The 19,357-nt window shown below is 42.8% G+C and carries 19 protein-coding genes; 2 read left to right on the top strand and 17 right to left on the bottom strand.

Annotation, left to right across the window (positions count from 1 at the left end; genetic code table 11):
- Positions 1-94: 94 nt before the first annotated feature.
- From lipA to BUA59_RS11925, 12 genes are all read right to left on the bottom strand, one after another.
- A complete protein-coding gene (lipA, locus tag BUA59_RS11980; protein WP_072839940.1) occupies positions 95-1,054 on the bottom strand; it encodes a lipoyl synthase in 960 nt (319 codons plus the stop codon).
- 1 nt (position 1,055) lies between these two features.
- Positions 1,056-1,700 (bottom strand): lipoyl(octanoyl) transferase LipB, encoded by a 645-nt coding sequence (gene lipB / locus BUA59_RS11975; RefSeq protein WP_012070530.1) that lies wholly within the window; start codon positions 1,698-1,700, stop codon positions 1,056-1,058.
- On the bottom strand, positions 1,701-2,006 hold the full coding sequence (locus tag BUA59_RS11970) for a YbeD family protein (RefSeq protein ID WP_072839939.1): 306 nt from the start codon (positions 2,004-2,006) through the stop codon (positions 1,701-1,703). It abuts the gene before it with no gap.
- Between the two features lie 29 nt (positions 2,007-2,035).
- Positions 2,036-3,184, bottom strand: a complete 1,149-nt coding sequence (locus tag BUA59_RS11965; protein WP_072839938.1) for a D-alanyl-D-alanine carboxypeptidase family protein — start codon at positions 3,182-3,184, stop codon at positions 2,036-2,038.
- An 82-nt stretch (positions 3,185-3,266) separates the two neighbouring features.
- Positions 3,267-4,202, bottom strand: a complete 936-nt coding sequence (locus tag BUA59_RS11960) for a septal ring lytic transglycosylase RlpA family protein (protein WP_072839937.1) — start codon at positions 4,200-4,202, stop codon at positions 3,267-3,269.
- Positions 4,189-5,244 (bottom strand): lytic murein transglycosylase B, encoded by a 1,056-nt coding sequence (gene mltB / locus BUA59_RS11955; protein WP_072839936.1) that lies wholly within the window; start codon positions 5,242-5,244, stop codon positions 4,189-4,191. Before mltB ends, BUA59_RS11960 begins: the two co-directional genes overlap by 14 nt.
- Positions 5,244-6,365 (bottom strand): rod shape-determining protein RodA, encoded by a 1,122-nt coding sequence (gene rodA, locus BUA59_RS11950; protein WP_072839935.1) that lies wholly within the window; start codon positions 6,363-6,365, stop codon positions 5,244-5,246. Before rodA ends, mltB begins: the two co-directional genes overlap by 1 nt.
- Positions 6,358-8,238, bottom strand: coding sequence for a penicillin-binding protein 2 (mrdA, locus tag BUA59_RS11945; RefSeq protein ID WP_072839934.1), 1,881 nt, complete (start codon positions 8,236-8,238; stop codon positions 6,358-6,360). The genes rodA and mrdA overlap by 8 nt, the downstream gene beginning before the upstream one ends.
- Before the next feature lie 9 nt (positions 8,239-8,247).
- A complete protein-coding gene (gene rlmH / locus BUA59_RS11940; RefSeq protein WP_072839933.1) occupies positions 8,248-8,715 on the bottom strand; it encodes a 23S rRNA (pseudouridine(1915)-N(3))-methyltransferase RlmH in 468 nt (155 codons plus the stop codon).
- An 11-nt stretch (positions 8,716-8,726) separates the two neighbouring features.
- Entirely contained in the window at positions 8,727-9,080 is a 354-nt protein-coding gene (gene rsfS / locus BUA59_RS11935) for a ribosome silencing factor (protein WP_072839932.1), read from the bottom strand.
- A gap of 14 nt (positions 9,081-9,094) precedes the next feature.
- Complete coding sequence (gene nadD / locus BUA59_RS11930) at positions 9,095-9,760, bottom strand: nicotinate-nucleotide adenylyltransferase (protein WP_084122389.1); 666 nt, start codon at positions 9,758-9,760, stop codon at positions 9,095-9,097.
- Positions 9,750-11,009 carry a glutamate-5-semialdehyde dehydrogenase gene (locus BUA59_RS11925; RefSeq protein WP_072839930.1) on the bottom strand — a complete coding sequence of 420 codons (1,260 nt, stop codon included), beginning with the start codon at positions 11,007-11,009 and terminating at the stop codon, positions 9,750-9,752. The genes nadD and BUA59_RS11925 overlap by 11 nt, the downstream gene beginning before the upstream one ends.
- Positions 11,010-11,141: 132 nt before the next feature.
- On the opposite strand from BUA59_RS11925, the gene tsaA reads away from it, so the two are divergent.
- Both tsaA and BUA59_RS11915 read left to right on the top strand, forming a co-directional pair.
- Complete coding sequence (gene tsaA / locus BUA59_RS11920; RefSeq protein WP_072839929.1) at positions 11,142-11,861, top strand: tRNA (N6-threonylcarbamoyladenosine(37)-N6)-methyltransferase TrmO; 720 nt, start codon at positions 11,142-11,144, stop codon at positions 11,859-11,861.
- 11 nt (positions 11,862-11,872) lie between these two features.
- On the top strand, positions 11,873-12,121 hold the full coding sequence (locus tag BUA59_RS11915; protein WP_072839928.1) for a hypothetical protein: 249 nt from the start codon (positions 11,873-11,875) through the stop codon (positions 12,119-12,121).
- Positions 12,122-12,254: 133 nt separating this feature from the next.
- On the opposite strand, the gene rpsA is transcribed toward BUA59_RS11915, so the two are convergent.
- From rpsA to serC, 5 genes are all read right to left on the bottom strand, one after another.
- Positions 12,255-13,937 carry a 30S ribosomal protein S1 gene (gene rpsA / locus BUA59_RS11910; RefSeq protein WP_072839927.1) on the bottom strand — a complete coding sequence of 561 codons (1,683 nt, stop codon included), beginning with the start codon at positions 13,935-13,937 and terminating at the stop codon, positions 12,255-12,257.
- A gap of 181 nt (positions 13,938-14,118) precedes the next feature.
- Positions 14,119-14,802 carry a (d)CMP kinase gene (gene cmk / locus BUA59_RS11905; protein WP_072839926.1) on the bottom strand — a complete coding sequence of 228 codons (684 nt, stop codon included), beginning with the start codon at positions 14,800-14,802 and terminating at the stop codon, positions 14,119-14,121.
- 19 nt (positions 14,803-14,821) lie between these two features.
- Positions 14,822-17,032: a bifunctional prephenate dehydrogenase/3-phosphoshikimate 1-carboxyvinyltransferase gene (locus BUA59_RS11900; protein WP_072840043.1), complete on the bottom strand. Its 2,211-nt coding sequence runs from the start codon at positions 17,030-17,032 to the stop codon at positions 14,822-14,824.
- Between the two features lie 59 nt (positions 17,033-17,091).
- Positions 17,092-18,213 carry a prephenate dehydratase gene (pheA, locus tag BUA59_RS11895; RefSeq protein WP_072839925.1) on the bottom strand — a complete coding sequence of 374 codons (1,122 nt, stop codon included), beginning with the start codon at positions 18,211-18,213 and terminating at the stop codon, positions 17,092-17,094.
- A 40-nt stretch (positions 18,214-18,253) separates the two neighbouring features.
- Entirely contained in the window at positions 18,254-19,333 is a 1,080-nt protein-coding gene (gene serC / locus BUA59_RS11890; protein ID WP_072839924.1) for a 3-phosphoserine/phosphohydroxythreonine transaminase, read from the bottom strand.
- Positions 19,334-19,357: the final 24 nt, after the last annotated feature.

The raw sequence follows: 19,357 nt of genomic DNA, 5'->3' as shown, positions 1-19,357 counted from the left end.
GTGAAACACAGACATATTTTTTAGGTTTAGTTCAAATAAAAAAAGCGGGGCTAAGAAATATCTTAACTCCGCTTTATTCTAACGAACGAACAAATTAAGAAACGTGTTCGCCATGAGCTTGCTTATCCGCGTGGTAAGACGAGCGAACCAAAGGCCCACACGCAGCATGCTTAAAGCCTAGCTCTTTTGCAACTTGTTCATAACGTGCAAATTCTTCAGGCGGTACAAAACGCGCCATTGGAAAATGATGCTTAGAAGGCTGTAAATATTGACCAATCGTCAACATGTCAACGTTATGAGCTCGTAAGTCTTTTAGTACTTCAACAATCTCTTCGAATGTCTCGCCCATACCAACCATCAAACCAGATTTAGTTGGTACATCAGGACAACGATCTTTAAAGTTTTTCAAAAGATCTAATGACCACTGATAATCTGATCCTGGTCTTACCTGACGGTACAAACGTGGAATAGATTCTAAGTTATGGTTGAAAACATCAGGTGGTGCAATTGAAAGTGTATTAATGGCTACTTCCATGCGACCGCGGAAATCTGGCACCAATGTTTCAATCTCAATATTCGGGCTTTCGGCACGTGTTTCTCTAATACAATCAACAAAATGTTGTGCACCACCATCACGAAGATCGTCACGATCTACAGAGGTAATAACCACATATTTTAGTTTCATATCACGAATAGCAGCCGCCAACTCTTTTGGCTCATCAACACTAAGCGGATTAGGACGACCATGCGCAACATCACAGAAAGGACAGCGGCGAGTACAAATTTCACCCATAATCATAAAGGTAGCGGTGCCATTACTGAAACACTCACCTAAATTTGGACAATTCGCCTCTTCACAAACTGAAGCTAATTTATGCTCACGCAAAGTCGCTTTGATACGAGCTATCTCTGGCGAAGCTGGCATACGGACACGAAGCCAATCAGGCTTACGTGGAATTTCTTCAGTAGGAACAATCTTAATGGGAATACGCGCCATTTTATCGGCTCCGCGTAATTTTTCCCCTTGGACAACGCGTTTGCGTTCTGTTGTCATTCTATTTCCACCCTTGTTGGATAGCCGGATAATTGTATCCGAGTTGCTCAGCCAGCTGATTCGCTAGCTGAGCCTTTACATTCGATAAAATAACGCCTTTATTGAGGCGTTTCATATCAACCATTTGTAAGCCTTGATAGCCACATGGGTTAATACGATTAAATGGGGTGAGATCCATATCAACATTTAAGGCAAGTCCATGAAATGAACAACCTCTGCGTACACGTAATCCTAGTGACGCAATTTTTTGTTCATCCACATAAACGCCTGGTGCATCTGGCTTTGGGTAGGCCTCTATAGCGTTCAGCGCTAAAGCGCGCACCACAGAGTTCTCTAACACACTAACCAAATCACGAACGCCTATCCCAAGACGTTTTAAATCAACCATAACATAGGCAACCAGTTGGCCCGGCCCATGATACGTGACCTGACCACCACGGTCGACCTGAATAACAGGAATATCGCCCGGAGCCAAAAGATGCTCTTCTTTACCGGCTTGACCTTGCGTAAACAAGGAAGGATGTTCTAACAACCAAATCTCATCAGCATCGTCTTTTGAACGAATTTGAGTAAATTGCTTCATCCTTTCCCATGTTTCAGCATAATCAACAACACCCAAATCACGGCAAATTAAATCAAGTTCCATTTACATGACCATCTTAACGGCTTCAATTGACATCAAGTCACGATGCAAAGCCGATAGTTGATCTTCACTTTGAGCCACTATACGAAAACTAAAGCTAATAAAACGCCCCTTACTGGAACGATTAGTATTCTCAGCAGCGGTATTCATCTCCGGAGCATGAATAAGCAATCGCTCAGTTATCTCAGCATGAATACCATCCACATCAAGTGAAACCACTTTTATAACGTAATTTTCACAAGGGAACTCTATTTTGGGTGCATCAACTGTTTTCTCAGCCTGATCACCATTTTTCGTAATTAGTGCCATTAATTTAATCTACCACTCGCCATTAGGGCTTAAAACAAGTTCATAAAAAAGAGTTTAATTTTATCAAACATTCGCTTGAAGAAACCACCTTCTTCTACTGCTTCTAATGCAACAACTGAGCGCTCTAGTAAAATATTGCCTTCAGAACCAACAACAATCTTACCCAATACATCACCCACAGCAATGGGTGCCATAATTTCTTTATGCATATCAAGTGTTGCTGGAATAGACTCACCTTGCTGACGCGGCATAGTAACAAGTACATCTTCTGCAAAACCCACTTTCACATTAGCCTGTGTACCACCCCAAACACGGGCATTATTAACCACTTGACCACGGCTATATAGCTTGCGAGTTTCATAATATCTAAAACCATAATCTAACAATTTTTGCGACTCAATAGCTCGAGCTGTATCAGATTTAGTACCCATAACCACAGTAATCAGACGTGTGCCGTTTCGAACTGCAGAGGCCGCCAAACAAAAGCCAGCGGCTTCAGTATGACCAGTTTTCATACCATCAACGGTTTTATCACGCCACAACAACTTGTTACGGTTAGGCTGACGAATATTATTGTATGTGAACTCTTTCTCAGCATACATGCTGTAATTTTCTGGGAACTGCAAAATAGTTGCACGCGCCAACTTAGCTATATCATGTGCACTCGAGTAATGATCTTCTGCTGGAAAACCAGTTGCATTTACAAAGTGTGAATTTGTCATACCAAGAAGTTGAGCATGCTGATTCATCAAATCGGCAAAAGCAGACTCACTACCAGCAATATGCTCCGCAGCAGCGACACTAGCATCATTACCTGACTGAATAATAATGCCACGCATCAAGTCTTCTAATTTAACTTGTGTACCTTCACGAATAAACATACGCGAACCTTCCATCCGCCATGCTTTTTCACTTATGTTTACTTTATCATCCAATGATAAGTTTCCACGCGCTAGCTCATATTCAATAATATAAGCCGTCATCAATTTTGTTAGACTTGCTGGAGGCAAGGCCTGATCAGCATTATGTTCAACCAAAATGTCGCCAGTATATGCATCCATAAGAATGTAACTACTTGCTGACAATTGTGGTGGCGTTGGGATTAATGAAGGAGCAGCAAAAACAGAGCCGCTCACGAAGCAAAATACAAGGGATAAAGTAACTAGGAGTTTTTTCATACTCAAAAATATCGTCTTCTTAAAAAATGTTAACAAATGATACTAGAGCCATCTAGGAATCTCTAGCCCAAACAAATCGTACCTAAGGCACTAAAGCAACTCTTACAGGGTTACCAAAGCCTTCTAGTTGTAATTTTTTTTGCCATTCAACCAAGTCATTAGGATCGACAAAAGGCCCAACTAAAACCTTAAACAAACCATCATCTTGTTTGTTAATAACAACTTTAACACTCGTATCAAACGCCTCAAAAAGACGCTGCTTGAGCTTATCCGCAGACTCCTCCGAACTAAAAGCTCCCATTTGGAGATGAGAAAAAACCAACTCAGATGGGGCATTTACCGTATCTGTCGAAGAAACTGGTGATACCTTAGCTGGCAAGGCTTCTGGCGGAGTTACTGACTCTTTAGCAACGACTTTAGGTGGATTATAAGACTGCCCTTGTGATGGCGTAATGGCCTCAACTCGCACCCGAGCCAAACCTTTCTTATGATAATCAAGGCGAGCTGCAGCCGCATATGAAAGATCAATCAAACGATCTCCATGAAACGGCCCTCTATCATTAACTCTAACAATAACAGAGCGCTGATTATCAAGGTTCGTAACCTTCAGGTAAGTGGGTAACGGCAAAGACTTATGGGCAGCAGAAAAACTATACATGTCATATGTTTCCCCATTTGAGGTCTTATGTCCATGAAACTTCTTGCCATACCAAGACGCTGTTCCCTCTGCCACATACCCTTGAGCAGAATCCATTACCCAATATTTCTTGCCCCATACTTCATATGGGCTCTTATTACCACCACGGCTTTTCGCTTCCCACCTTGGAACTAGATCAGGAAGATGATCCACTTTGATATCACCAGTCGGAGCATGATCTTGTAAAATGGAATAACGCCCTCCACCTGATGCTTTTTCATAATCTGCGTCATCCTTACCTAAAACATGACGCGTGCTCATACATCCATTCAATACCAGCAAACTAATGCCAGCAACAAATAGCATGTTAATTACTTTCATAGGTCCCTATACTCTCAGCGAGCTCCAATACAGACATGGCATATCGCCTACTAGGGTTGTAATCCATAATCGTGAAAAAGTTCTCATACGCAAGCCAATAAGAGACTTCTTCAGGCCCAGTTCGCAAACCAATTAACCCCGTCTTCTGAGGAATAAAAGGCTGAGTTGGAAGCACATTTAACGCCGACCACTCAGTCATGTCAGCACTAGGCGCTCTGCCACGATTAATTAAATCCGCCACAGAATCAGGATCCGCAACATAAGCCATTACAAACCAAGGCTGGCGAGATTGCCAACCATGATGTTTAAGATAATTTGCTACACTACCAATGGCATCGGCTTCGGACCCCCACAAGTCGATATGTCCATTTTTATCATAATCTATTGCCAGTTTTTGATAGTTACTGGGCATAAACTGCACCATTCCCATCGCTCCACTGTATGACCCTTTTGTTTCGCCAATGTTCCATCCTTCTTGACGGGCAAGCAACAAATAGGCTTTTAGTTCACTTTGGAAGTATTCTTTTCTTCGAGGGTAATCAAAGGCGAGAGTAGTAAGCGAGGTAAAAACATCTTTTGACCCTGTAATGCGCCCGTAATAGGTTTCAACTCCTATAAGAGCTACGATGACGTTTGGCTCAACACCAAACTCCTGTTCTGCTTTGCGTAACCACTGAGCATTACGCTTGGCAAATTCTCGTCCGAGTTTCGCCCGCTCTTCGTTCACAAAGCGAGTTTTGTACTCATAGTAAGGCGTCACAACTTCAGGTTGATTATCTGATTTCGAAATAACATTCGGGCGCACTTTAATATGAGAAAAAGCTAATTCGAGGCGCTTTTTATCATAAGCATGCTCTTTAACCAGCTGATTAATAAAAACTTGAACCTCTGGATTTCCAGCATAAGAATCTGCCCATTCTTTGGGCATTTCTTCAAGAAGTGAGTCGCTAACTCCTATATCCGAGGGTAATGTAGAATGATCCATACTACTACACGCAGTTAGACCAAGCGCTAGAAACAACAACGTAGCTTGCTTAATCATTATCTTGCTCTTTTATGTGTTTGTATTGACATTAAAATCCCAAATGTCGCCATGATGGTAATGATAGAAGTACCACCATAACTGACAAGTGGTAAGGGTACCCCAACCACAGGCAGAATGCCTGACACCATCCCAATATTTACAAACATGTACACAAAAAAGGTAAGCGTTAAACTACCCGCTAATAACCGCGCATAGTTGTCTTCTGCATTTGCAGCAATATACAAACCTCGAGCTATAACAAGCAAATAAGCCAAGATCAGCACACCGCAACCCAACATACCAAACTCTTCGGCAAGCACAGCGATAATAAAGTCTGTGTGACTTTCTGGCAGAAAATCTAACTGAGCCTGCGTCCCTTCTAAAAAACCTTTACCATAAAGTCCACCAGAACCAATCGCAGTTTTAGATTGAATAATATTCCAACCTGATCCCAGCGGATCACTTTCCGGATTCAAAAAAGTCAATACTCGCTGACGCTGATAATCATGCATAAATTGCCACAATGCATAGCCAGCGATAGGTGCTAAAGCTGCCGCACCTAATATATAGCGCCACCCAAGCCCGGCAAGAAACAGCACAAAAATACCAGACACAGCAACTAATAAAGCCGTCCCCAAATCTGGTTGCTTGGCTATCATCAACACTGGCAAAACAATAAGACCAAGAACCGCCAATATTTGTTTAAAACTTGGAGGAAGCTGCCTGTCAGAAAAGTACCAAGCAATCATCATAGGCATGACAATCTTCATAATTTCTGAAGGCTGAAACCGCAGCCCTCCCGGCAAAGCCAACCAACGCTGCGCACCTTTTGCCCCAACACCAAATAACAACACACCAATCAAAAGCACTGTGATAAAAATAAATAGCGTCGGTGAAGCCCGTCGCATATATTTAGGGGGCAACTGAGCCAACGCCACACAAATAAGCAAACCTATTATCAATCGAAACACCTGCCGCTCAACCATGGCCACATCTTGCCCGGAGGCTGAGTACAGAATAAAAAGCCCTCCACTAATAAGCAGCAACAAAGATCCCATCAGTAAAACGTCAACGTGAACCAGCTGCCATAAGCGAGCATTGGTAAAAGATAGCGCTCTGCGATAAAAGCTATCAGTCATTTTTATCACCCTTTAAATAATCGTAACGCGCTGGATAATCATCGTGCAGATAAGCATCAAATAATGCTTTAGTTAAATCAGCCGGCTTGGAACTACTGCCGCCATTTTCAAAAATAGCAAACACCGAAATTTTAGGATTACGAGCCGGAGCAAAACCGATAAACAATGCATGGTCATGTAAACGTTTTTCAAGACTATCTGCATCGTATTCCTGGTCTTCTTGCAAACTAAATACTTGGCCCGTTCCTGTTTTTCCGGCTATCTCGTAATCAGTCCCCTGCAAACGCCTTGCTGTACCATGCGCATCTGTTATGACTTTGCGCATCGCATCAATCATGCGATCCCAATTGCGCTGATCCTTTAAAACAATATCATGCTCATCACCAAGACCATCCTCAAACTCAGCAGGATGATCCCCCACCAGCCGAGTCATGCGGGGATAGAAGTAATGTCCTTTACTTGCTAACGCAGAAGTCGCAGCAGCAATTTGCAACGGTGTCGCCACCATAAACCCTTGCCCGATACCAACGTTTACAGAGTCACCTGGATACCAAGGCTCTTTGTATTTAGCTTTTTTCCATTCATTAGAAGGCAACAAACCATGACTCTCACCACTCAAATCGAGCAAGGTTGTTTGACCAAATCCGAAACGTGTCAAAAAGTTATGGATAGGAGTAATGCCCATCTTGTTAGCCAATTGATAGTAATAAGTATCAACTGACTCAATAATAGAGCGCTCTAAATTAATCCAACCATGACCTGTTCGCTTCCAGTCTCGATAGCGACGACCATCAGGATTTATTTGATAATAGCCTTTGGCAAAATAGCGTTCGGTCCATGACGAAAAACCGTATTCAAGCCCAGCAAGCCCCATGAAAGGTTTGATAGTTGATGCAGGAGGATAACCTCCTCGTAAGGCTCGATTAAAAAGAGGGAGTTTTTTAGATTGGCGCAGTGTTGCATAATCATCAACTGAAATACCACGCACAAAGAGATTAGGATCGTACCCAGGCTTAGAAACTAGGGCTAGGATTCCGCCTGTCGTTGGGTCTATAGCTACAACTGAGCCCGTATATTCGCCTAAAAGATCATAAGCATATTGCTGAAGCCTTGCGTCTAAATATAGATGAAGATCTTTACCGGGAGTTGGATTCTGTCGTTCCAGTTCGGACATGATCCGACCACGAGCATTCACCTCTACCTTACTAAGACCAGCTTCACCAAAGAGGGTTTTTTCGTAAAAACCCTCAACACCTGTTTTACCTATAAACAAGGCACCCTGATAAGCTAACTTATCGACTGTTTCTAGATCTTTCGTGGTAATTCGCCCCACGTAACCAACAGCATGAGCAAACGCTTCTCCATAGGGGTAATAACGTGTTAATTGCGCTTCAACTTGAACACCGTCGAGCTTATATAAATCAACAGAAACCTTTGCCCACTCTTCATCCGTCAATTGAGATTTTAAAGTAAGGGATTGATAGGGGCGGCGATATTCTTTTCGCCTGTCATCGAAATCCTCCCATTCACTATCACTAATATCGATAATGCCAGAAAGCATTTGCTTTAACTTGGGAAAACTTTCTACCCGCTCAGGTATTACAGTTAAACTATGTATAGGACGATTATCAGCCAACACCAATCCGTTGCGGTCATATATCAAACCTCTTGGAGGTGGCTCTGTAACCAACATAACACGGTTGTCATTAGCCTTGGTTTGGTATAATTCATGCTCTATCACTTGAAGATAGAACAACCGAGCCATTAGCACGACAGCCATTAACAAAACAAAAACAGCGGCAGCCAATACACGCTGCTGCGTCAGTCGTTGCTCTTGACGATAATTACGGAAGTTTTGATGTCGACGACTCACAACATCACCTTATCTATGATACGGATGATTATTCATGAGTGTCCAAGCGCGATATATTTGCTCAGCCAAAATCACTCTCACCATAGGATGTGGCAATGTCAGACGAGATAGAGACCAAGTCTGATCAGCACGAGCTGTACATCTAGGGTCAAGACCATCCGGCCCACCTACTAACAAGCTCACATTATAGCCATCCATACGCCACTGCTCAGTCTGGTCTGACAGTTGATCGGTAGACCACTCTTTACCAAGAACTTCCATTGCAATCACTTTGTCTCCAGAAGGTATAGCCTCAAGCATACTATCCCCTTCCTTACGGATTGCCTTTGGTATATCAGTGTTTTTTCCACGAGGCGACATAGGTATTTCAACAAGCTCTAACGCAAAATCTTTCGGTAAGCGCTTAGCATACTCATCATAACCTTCAGTCACCCACTTTGGCATCTTATTACCAACAGCAATCAAACGAACACGCATTTAAAAGAGCCTTACATTTGTTCTGGCTTAATGTCCCAAAGCTTCTCAAGATCATAAAATGCTCGAGCTTCTTCTGTCATCACATGCACAACAACGTCATGTAAATCCACCAACACCCAATCACTGCCCATACCACGACCTTCACAACCCAATGGTTGAAGACCTTTACCTTTTAAATGTTCAAATACATTTTGACCCAAAGCATTTACATGGCGCTTTGAAGTACCGGTACAAATCACCATGTAATCCATCATGTCTGTATGATTTCCTACATTCAATACTGTGATCTTATCACCTTTCACATCTTCCAATGCTTCAACAGCAAAAGCCAAAATTTGATCTGCTGTGAGGTTAAGCTGACTCATATAATTACATTACCCTATCGATATAATTGATGTTGTTCTATATATTTTTGGACTGGCTCTGGCAACAAGTAAGCAATCGACTCGTTTTTACGAGCTAGCGCTCTAATCATGCTAGAGGATATCCCCAAAGGAGTAAGAGTCTCGAACCAGACCCGCCCTGAGGGCGCGCATTGTAACTCATGCGACGATGCGGCACGATAGTTTTCGCAAAAACCACTCAATTCAGAGATTAAGTCAGGCTCCCAACCAGGCCGCGACACAACCAACAAGTGAGCATACTTGATTATCTGTTGCCATTTATGCCAAGTTGGAAGAGATAAAAAGCTATCCATTCCCAACACCATAATTAACGATTCATCAGGACCGATTTCCTCACGAAGATCTCGCAACGTATCAATACTATAGCTTGGCCCTTCCCTATCAATTTCACGAGAATCAACACTCAATCGAGCATCACCTGAGATAGCAAGCCTAGCCATGTCAAGCCGATGTTGAGGTAAAACACTTGGTCGATCTTTATGCACAGGCTGAAAACAGGGTATTAACTTCAAATTTGAGTAATGATAGCGATCCAAAATCTCAACCGCTGTTCTTAAGTGACCATTATGAACAGGATCAAATGTCCCACCCATAATGGCCAACCCAGAAACCTTCACGCTATCGTTGACTCTAGTTGTCACGAGTATGACCATCGCCAAGCACAATATATTTCTGACTAGTCAAACCTAACAACCCAACCGGTCCACGAGCGTGAATTTTATCTGTAGATATACCAATTTCAGCCCCAAAGCCATACTCAAAACCATCCGCAAAGGATGTCGAAGCATTCACCATAACCGATGATGAATCCACTTCCGTCATAAACGCTCGGGTTTTTGAATAGTTCTGCGAAACAATTGCGTCCGTATGATGAGAGCCATATTTATTGATGTGCGCAATCGCCTCATCCATATCTGAGACAATTTTGATAGATAACTTAGGAGCATGATATTCGGTATACCAATCCTCTTCACTAGCAGGACCAATTGAAGCCGACATAGCCTGAGTTGCCTCACAGCCCACCAACTCAACACCCTTATCTAAAAATGCAGAAATCAACTTAGGAAGGACATCGCGAGCAATTGCTTTATGGACCAACAAAGACTCCATAGCATTGCACACACCATAACGACGTGTTTTTGCATTCAGAGCAATATTGAAGGCTTTAACTAAATCCGCTTCATCATCAATGTAAACATGGCAGTTACCGTCAAGGTGCTTAATCACAGGAACTCGAGCATCTTCACTAATGCGCTGAATCAAGCCCCTACCACCACGCGGAACGATCACATCTACGTACTCAGGCATGGTTATCAATTTACCAACCGCTTCACGGTCTGTCGTATTTAACACCTGAACCGCTTCTTCAGGTAAATTTACAGACTTGAGGCCCACAGATATAGCCTCAGCAATAACTTGATTAGAATGAAACGCTTCTGAACCGCCGCGCAAAATAGTCGCATTGCCTGATTTCAAACACAGACTTGCTGCGTCGATGGTCACATTTGGGCGAGACTCATAGATAATACCAACCACACCAAGCGGTACGCGCATTTGCCCACGCTGAATTCCAGATGGCAAATACACCATATTTGATATCTCACCAATAGGATCAGGCAGTGACGCCACCTGCTTTAAGCCTTCAATCATGCCATCAATACGAGCATCATTTAGCAATAGCCGATCTAGCAAAGCCGAATCAAGACCTTTAGCACGACCATTCTCCATGTCTTTCACATTTTCCTCTATCAATCGAGGTCGAGCATTTTCCAAAGCGTCAGCCATAGCAAACAGCGCCATATTTTTTTGCTTTGTGGATGCCTTAGCAAGAAGACGAGAAGCTGCTCTAGCTTGCTGACCAATTCGATTCATATAAGATTCTAAAGACATTTTTAATCTCTAATAAAAGTAAAAAGAACAAACAATAGATCACCAAATAAGTCGCGATCTATTTCATCAAGACAGTATACTATCACAATATTTTTATTCATTTAGCGCAGATTTTCACGAAAGGATAACCCATTGCCACCCATCAATTCTTTTACTCTCAACACCATTGGCATAGTACATTCTTGTTACAAGGAAAAATTTGGTATACCACGACAACCAGGACTGGTAACAGAAGCAACAGCGCGCCTAGAGCTAATCCCTCCTTATAGCAGGTTAGACATATTAGAAGGGCTAGATGGATTCTCTCATATCTGGATCCAGTTCGTCTTTCACGCCTGCATGACAGAAAACTGGAAAGCAAAAATACGACCACCACGCCTTGGGGGGAAAATAAAAATGGGCGTATTCGCCACACGAGCCACGCACAGACCTAACCCGATAGGCTTATCCGTTGTGAAAATTGGGCGCATCTACCAAGAAGACAAAAAAACCTTTATTGATTTGCATGGTGCAGATTTACTAGATGGCACACCAGTTCTCGATATAAAACCTTATCTACCTTATGCAGACAGCATTGCCGATGCGAAAGGAGGCTTTGCCCCAACACCAGCGCAAATGCAAATAAAGCCCGTACTCTTTTCAGAACTCGCAAAAGCACAATGCGAGACCTATCAAAATTTGCACAAAAGAGAAATAACGACTTTAATTAAACAAATTGTGGAACAGGATCCTAGACCCTCTTACTTATCAGAACAGGTCGATAGAGAGCACGGAATCAAGCTTTGGGATATCAATATAAAGTGGTGCGCAAGAAACGACCATTTTGAAATACTTCGTATAGAAGACGAATAAGAGAGCAGGAGATGAATAAAAAGCAGTTCTTAAATACTTATAAAAAAATCAGCTCGCTCAATCAAGAGAGAACAGAAAACACTCAAAATCGTGCACTTTATCGCTCAGAACACGACGAACGCCTAATAAAAGACTTTCATTACGCCAAATTCCAAAAAAACCTCCATAACGCACAGCAAAGCAAAGCCCTCAAAGAGCTACTGGAGAAAGACAATTGGAACGAAGAAGACACTGAAAAACTACTTAGCTCATTACGCTAAAAAAACATACACCAAGTCTATACCCATGGTTATCCACATGTTCTGTGTATAGTTTCCCTGTCAATAAATTCAAAAAAATAAGCAAAAAAAAGCGGACCTAGGTCCGCTTTTTACAACAACCAGAAATCAAAACTTAGTTTTGGTTTTCTAGTTGCGCTTTGATCAAATCACCGATAGTGGTTGGACCATTAGTTTCAGCTTGTTGTTTCTCAGAATGAGATTTCAACGCTGCTTTCTCTTCAGTAGCATCTTTCTGCTTGATAGAAAGAGTGATAGTACGCGCTTTACGATCGACGTTAATGATCGCTGCTTCTACTTTATCACCAACTTTCAATGCTGTTGTAGCATCTTCGATACGCTCACGGCTAATTTCAGATACTTTCAAAGTAGCTTCAACGCCTTCAGCAAGAACAACTACAGCACCTTTCGCATCAACTTCAGAGACAGTACCGTTAACGATAGTGCCTTTGTCATTTTCAGCAACGAAAGCTAGGAACGGATCTTCCTCTAGTTGTTTAACACCTAGAGAAATACGCTCACGCTCAGCATCGATAGACAATACAACTGTTTCTAGCATATCGCCTTTCTTGTATTGACGTACTGCATCTTCACCAGTTTCGTCCCAAGATAGGTCAGATAGGTGAACAAGACCGTCGATACCGCCGTCAAGACCAATGAACACACCAAAGTCAGTGATAGACTTGATTGCGCCAGAGATTTTGTCGCCTTTATTGAAAGAAGTTGCGAATTCTTCCCATGGGTTCATTGTACACTGCTTGATACCCAAAGAAATACGACGACGCTCTTCGTCAATGTCAAGAACCATAACTTCAACTTCATCACCAATCTGAACAACTTTAGATGGGTGAATGTTTTTGTTTGTCCAATCCATTTCAGAAACGTGCACTAGACCTTCTACGCCTTCTTCAAGTTCAGCGAAGCAACCGTAATCAGTCAAGTTGGTAACTTTAGCAGTTACTTTAGTGTTTTCTGGGTAACGAGCTTTGATAGCAACCCATGGATCTTCACCCAATTGCTTAAGACCTAGAGACACGCGGTTACGCTCGCGGTCAAACTTAAGAACTTTAACGTCGATTTCATCGCCAACAGCAATGATTTCACTTGGGTGCTTAATGCGTTTCCAAGCCATGTCAGTGATGTGTAGAAGACCATCAACACCACCAAGATCAACGAAAGCACCGTAGTCAGTAAGGTTCTTAACGATACCTTTAACTTCTTGACCCTCTTCAAGAGAAGCAAGCAATGTTTCGCGTTCAGCGCTGTTAGTCGCTTCCATAACGGCACGACGAGAAACAACAACGTTGTTACGTTTTTGATCAAGCTTGATAAGTTTGAACTCTAGATCCACACCTTCCAAATGAGATGTATCGCGGATTGGGCGAACATCTACCAAAGAGCCTGGCAAGAAAGCACGGATGTTAGCGATATCAACTGTGAAGCCACCTTTGACTTTACCGTTGATAACACCGTGAACAATGGCATTTTCTTCGTAAGCTTTTTCAAGAACAGACCAAGTTTCTGCACGTTTAGCTTTTTCGCGAGACAATTTAGTCTCACCGAAACCATCTTCAACAGCATCAAGAGCAACTTTAACTTCGTCACCGATGTTTAAGTTGAACTCACCACTATCCGTTAGGAACTGAGAACGAGGAATTACGCCTTCAGATTTAAGACCTGCATGAACAGTTACCCACTCGCTGTCAATATCAACAACGATACCAGTAACAATTGAGCCTGGCGCCATTTCGACGGTTAATAGGCTTTCTTCAAACAGTTCTGCGAAGCTTTGAGTCATTGTATTTCCTATATAGTCGGCCTATATAAAGAACTAGGCCATATCCACATTGCCAGCAAATGTGGGTCAATTTTTTTGGATGATGCGATAAAAGCTTGCTGGCACCTTTATCGACTTGAATAACATTTGATCTATTCTAGCACATTCTAGATGCAAAAAAGTAGACGCAAAAAAGAACAGATTATACGAGACCTGCTTTTGCTGTTTCAGCAAAAATCATCTCGACAACCTGTTCTATCGTCAAATCCGTACTATCTATAACTAAAGCGCCTGCTGCAGGCACAAGAGGAGCAATCGCTCTATTCGCATCTCGCTCATCTCGCTCTTTAATCGTTTTAACAAGTTCATCTAGATTAACAGCTTCGCCTTTTTGCTGCAATTGCTGTAAGCGACGCTGAGCTCGCTCTTCTGCCGATGCTGTTAGAAATATTTTAATCTGCGCTGAAGGAAAAACCACCGTCCCCATATCACGCCCATCCGCCACCAAACCAGGCAATTGCGAAAAAGCGCGCTGACGTAGCAACAAACCCTCTCGAACTTCTGGAATAGCTGCCAATTTAGACGCGCAATTACCAACTTCTTCAGTTCGAATCGCTTGAGTAACAATCTCACCTTCTAGAATAATTTCAACTTTACCTTCTTCTGACTGCTCAAACTGTATATCCAAATGTTCAGCCAAGACCTTCAAGGTCTCAACGTCATCAGAAGACATACCGTGATGCGATACAGCAAGAGCAAGTAGTCGATATAAAGCACCACTATCAAGTATGTGCCATCCCAGCTTTTCTGCGATTAACTGACTTACAGTGCCTTTACCAGCACCACTTGGACCATCAATCGTAATAACTGGGCCTTGATTGATCATAACTATTCCTCTTAAAAAACTATTGCGCCACTGAACAGTGAAAACCTAACTGCATAGTGACACTCTCCAACTCGTTAAATTCTTCTAATAATTTTTGGCAATCATTCACTTTCGTTAGCAATTGGCTTCGCGCCCCTAGTGCCAACATGGCAAGTGCTAATTTATCATCACCAGCACAATCCAACTCACCACCCAATGGAAGACCACCCGCAATAAATAAATCCCCATTTTCGTAGGTACAAACAATCTTCATATGCTCAAGCGCATCCACTAAAGCCAGGACCCTATCTTCACAATAATAAGGTAGAGAGCCAACACCTTGAATACAACTTTCACCCTTCGCGTAAGCCGCAGCGACACACAACAAAGGCAACTCATTTCTAAATTGGTAACTCTGCTCTGGCAACAAACTGAACGAATTCAACTCAGCAAAACCTGCCTGAAGTCTACCTTCGTACAAGCCAAACTCACCCTGCTCAGGTATAGATATATCCGCACCGATCGATTTTAAAAACGATAGAAATGCAAAAGATACAGAATCCAAACCCGCATTCTCGATTAGCAATTCAGAACCTGGCAACAAGCTCGCCAATAACACCAACCAAGCAGCCTCATATTCATCACCAGATAAAACAATATCCGTACCAACCAAAGGCGCAGGAACAACACTAAAGCCGTCAGCATGACCTAATATTGTCACACCAAAATGACGCAACAACACCTCACAATGAGATAACCCCGTCGACAGAGTCATAACAGAACCTTCAACGGGCGAATATAGTGCTGCCAAAAACGCCGACATACGCAAGCGTTCAGACCCAATCTTCAAATCAACAGATACATTCGAAGGTTCACCAGGCAAAAGATCAACTGGCAGACAATCAGCCATTTCAGACACGACACCGCCACCCATTTTGCGCACCAAAGAAAACAAATCACCCATCGATTGATTAAGTAATTTTTCTTCTGCAACGACAGACACAGAAAATGATTGACCAGCTAAAACAGGCAGCAACAAATACAAACTTTCCCTAGATTGGTGCACATTGATTGGCGCAATTGGTGCTTTTAAGCCACGAAGACCAACCCCATGAACGCGTAAGTGATCAGCGGATGCCTCCTCTATCACAACCCCCATATCCCGAAAAGCTTGCATAGTAATGCGCACATCACCAGTCAAATCGACGTTCTTTATTTCACTTACACCTTCAGAAAGCGCCGCTATAGTAATCGCTTTATGTGACAGAGATTTGTCACCCAATAAAGAAATATCACCTTTAATTGCAGAAGCAGGCAAAACAGAAACAGAAACTGGACGAACCTCTTTCGTAGAACCAATTGTACGCTGCTCTAACAATCGAAGAAAATGATCTCGCGCAGACTTAGCGCGAGTAAAAACACCAAACATGCTTGCGCCATCACCTTGCTCTATCGCAGCGCGCATATCAGCAAGGCGATCAGTAAAATGATCTAACGTAGCCAAAGTAGCTTCTTTATTGGCCATAAAGACATCTCGCCACATCACAGGGTCACTTGACGCAATCCGAGTAAAGTCACGAAAGCCACCAGCAGCAAATTTAAATATATCCTGACTACGCTCACCATTGGCCAGCGCATCAACCAAAGTATAAGCAAGCAGGTGCGGCAAATGACTTGAAGAGGCCAACACGTGATCATGATGATCAACATCCATACTCACAACATCAGCGCCAACAGCACGCCAAAGACGGTGAAGACGATCCAACAAAACAGGATTACTGTCTGCCAACGGCGTCACTATCGCCATGTGCTTTTCGAAAAGAAGAGGATTAGATGCCAATACACCACTTTTTTCTGCTCCAGCAATAGGATGACCAGGGATAAAATTAGCCGGCACATGCCCAAAGACACGACGAACAGCCTCAATCACACTCCCCTTTGTCGACCCCACATCAGTAACTAGGGTACGCTCAGATATGAAAGGCTTAAGATCAGTCAAAACAGATTCCATCGCCCTTACTGGAGTAGCAAGAACAATAACATCCATCTTAGAGACAAATTCAGCTGAAATTTCAGCAGGGTAATCAATAACTCCCGTTGAAACCCCTAGCGCTAACTCCCCCTCCCGACGATCAACAGCATACAAGGTTGCCAAGCCGCGCTCTTTTAACGCTTTCGCAAATGAGCCACCTATCATACCAAGACCAATGATCATTACATTGCCAAATTTCTTTTTTTCTTGAGACGTCATATTAACAGACGCCTGAAAATCACTTTCACCAGTCAAAGCACAACACTCTTATAAAATTGCTAAAGCACAGCCACAGGATAGGAACCCAACACCTTCACTTCCGATGCACGCTCACGTAACTCATCGATTACGGCACGGCAATCTTCATCTAAATAATGACCGACGAAATCAATATAAAATATATAACCCCAACGACTCATTAAAGAAGGACGAGTTTCCAAACGCGTCATATCAACCCCATGACGCTCGAAAGCCTCAAGCAATCGATATAAAGCACCTGGCTCATTTTTCGCACTAATTAGCAGTGATGTTTTATCTTTACCGCTTGGTGGAACATCCTGATTACCAACGATCAAAAAGCGCGTGGTATTATCTGGACGATCTTCAATATTAGAAGAAACTTTTAATAAGCCGTATAACTCACAAGCAACTTCACCCGCAATGGCAGCAATAGCCCGACCACTGCGACCCGCTTCAGCCGCAAGACGAGCCGCCTCTGCGTTGGAACTTACAGCAATACGCTCAGCATGCGGCCAATAACGATCCAACCAAGCACGGCATTGCGCCAAAGACTGTTGGTGTGAATAAATATGAGTGACGTCTTCGGAGTTAATATTCGGACTCACCAACAAATGATGGTGAATACGCTCTTCCACTTCGCCACATATTTTTAAACGCGAGTCACGAAAACTATCTAACGTATGGTTAACAACACCTTCTGTCGAATTCTCAACTGGCACGACACCATAATTAGCAGCACCAGATTCCACTTCACGGAACACCTCATCAATAGCCGCCATCGGCGCACTAACAATAGATTTCCCAAAGTGCTTTAATGCCGCTTGCTGCGTGAAGGTGCCTTCTGGTCCTAAGAACGCGATACGCATTGGTTTTTCAAGCGCTAGACATGAAGACATCACCTGACGAAAGATCTTCGCCATCTCTTCATTCCCCAAAGGTCCTTCATTACGCTCCATAACTCTGCGCAAAACTTGAGCCTCGCGCTCCGGGCGATAAAAGACAACAGACTCACCACCCTGCTCAGCCAACTTAACTTCAGCCACTTTTTGAGCGCAAGATGCACGCTCATTAATCAGTATTTGTATTTGCGAATCAATGGAATCAATACGTTCGCGCAATAAAGGCAGAGTATCTGGTACTGCTTGTTTAGAATTTGACATGCTATTTATTATCCATAGAGGTTATTGTCTCTAAAAAGTATTATCCGTGACGCTTTTCGAAGCCACGCATAAAATCAATCAAAGCTTCAATACCTTCCATAGGCATTGCGTTATATATACTTGCTCGCATACCACCAACAGAACGATGTCCAGCTAAAGTACGTAGGCCAGCCGCTTCAGATTCTTGCAAGAAAAGAGATTCAAGAGACTCATCAGCCAAAATAAACGGCACATTCATGCGAGATCTATAAGCAGGATCAACAGGGTTTGAATAAAATTTGCTAGCATCAATGAAGTCGTATAAAGCCTGCGCCTTACGAATATTGATCGCTTCGATCGCTTCAACACCACCTTGCTCTTCCAACCACTCGAACACTAAATCAGCCAAGTAAATTGCAAACGTTGGCGGCGTATTAATCATAGAGTCATTCGCAGCCAAGTTGGCAAAATTCCAAATTGATGGCAACTCATCACTACTACGCGCCAGCAAATCTTTACGAATAATACATATAACCACACCAGCAGGACCGACATTTTTTTGTGCGCCAGCGTAAATCAAGCCATATTTGCTCACATCAATTTTGCGAGACAAAATCGTTGAAGACAAATCTGCAACGATAGGCAAATTCGTTTCAGGCAGGTCGGAAAACTCTAGACCGCCGATAGTTTCGTTTGGACAAAGATGCAAATATGCAGCATTTTCATCCAACTCTAGAGTAGAAAAGTCAGGAACCGTACTATAGTTCTGCTCTTTTGAAGATCCCACTACGTTTACTTTAGTGTATCTTTCTGCCTCTTTAATTGCCTTTGAAGACCAAGCACCAGTATCCAAAAAGCAGGCAGAATCAAAGCCATTCACTAAGTTCGCAGGAATTTGAGCAAACAAGGTAGAGGCGCCACCTTGAACAAACAGAATTTCATATTCATCGCTAATATTCATCAAGCGCGACAAACGCGCTTTAGCAGATGCGAGAATGGACATAAACTCAGAACTACGGTGGCTCATTTCCATAACAGAAACACCAGCACCATGCCAATCTAGCATTTCAGCCTGTGCTTTTTTTAAAACCGCTTCTGGAAGCGCTGCTGGACCAGAACAAAAATTATATACTCGGCTCATCCTGCGTATTACCTCTAGTATTTT

The sequence above is a fragment of the Marinomonas polaris DSM 16579 genome (assembly GCF_900129155.1).
GTDB lineage: Bacteria > Pseudomonadota > Gammaproteobacteria > Pseudomonadales > Marinomonadaceae > Marinomonas > Marinomonas polaris.
The sequence above is the reverse complement of the archived record's forward strand: the minus strand, read 5'-3'. Positions and strand labels throughout refer to the sequence as shown.

Bases quoted from the DNA above. Each gene is read 5' to 3' on its own strand.
- cmk (WP_072839926.1), bottom strand. From the start codon at position 14,802: ATGATCAATCAAGGCCCAGTTATTACGATTGATGGTCCAAGTGGTGCT.
- rpsA (WP_072839927.1), bottom strand. From the start codon at position 13,937: ATGACTCAAAGCTTCGCAGAACTGTTTGAAGAAAGCCTATTAACCGTC.
- lipB (WP_012070530.1), bottom strand. From the start codon at position 1,700: ATGGAACTTGATTTAATTTGCCGTGATTTGGGTGTTGTTGATTATGCT.
- rodA (WP_072839935.1), bottom strand. From the start codon at position 6,365: ATGACTGATAGCTTTTATCGCAGAGCGCTATCTTTTACCAATGCTCGC.
- BUA59_RS11900 (WP_072840043.1), bottom strand. From the start codon at position 17,032: ATGACGTCTCAAGAAAAAAAGAAATTTGGCAATGTAATGATCATTGGT.
- rsfS (WP_072839932.1), bottom strand. From the start codon at position 9,080: ATGAGTCAGCTTAACCTCACAGCAGATCAAATTTTGGCTTTTGCTGTT.
- BUA59_RS11925 (WP_072839930.1), bottom strand. From the start codon at position 11,009: ATGTCTTTAGAATCTTATATGAATCGAATTGGTCAGCAAGCTAGAGCA.
- serC (WP_072839924.1), bottom strand. From the start codon at position 19,333: ATGAGCCGAGTATATAATTTTTGTTCTGGTCCAGCAGCGCTTCCAGAA.
- BUA59_RS11970 (WP_072839939.1), bottom strand. From the start codon at position 2,006: ATGGCACTAATTACGAAAAATGGTGATCAGGCTGAGAAAACAGTTGAT.
- pheA (WP_072839925.1), bottom strand. From the start codon at position 18,213: ATGTCAAATTCTAAACAAGCAGTACCAGATACTCTGCCTTTATTGCGC.
- BUA59_RS11960 (WP_072839937.1), bottom strand. From the start codon at position 4,202: ATGAAAGTAATTAACATGCTATTTGTTGCTGGCATTAGTTTGCTGGTA.
- lipA (WP_072839940.1), bottom strand. From the start codon at position 1,054: ATGACAACAGAACGCAAACGCGTTGTCCAAGGGGAAAAATTACGCGGA.
- BUA59_RS11915 (WP_072839928.1), top strand. From the start codon at position 11,873: ATGAATAAAAAGCAGTTCTTAAATACTTATAAAAAAATCAGCTCGCTC.
- mltB (WP_072839936.1), bottom strand. From the start codon at position 5,244: ATGATTAAGCAAGCTACGTTGTTGTTTCTAGCGCTTGGTCTAACTGCG.
- BUA59_RS11965 (WP_072839938.1), bottom strand. From the start codon at position 3,184: ATGAAAAAACTCCTAGTTACTTTATCCCTTGTATTTTGCTTCGTGAGC.
- rlmH (WP_072839933.1), bottom strand. From the start codon at position 8,715: ATGCGTGTTCGTTTGATTGCTGTTGGTAATAAGATGCCAAAGTGGGTG.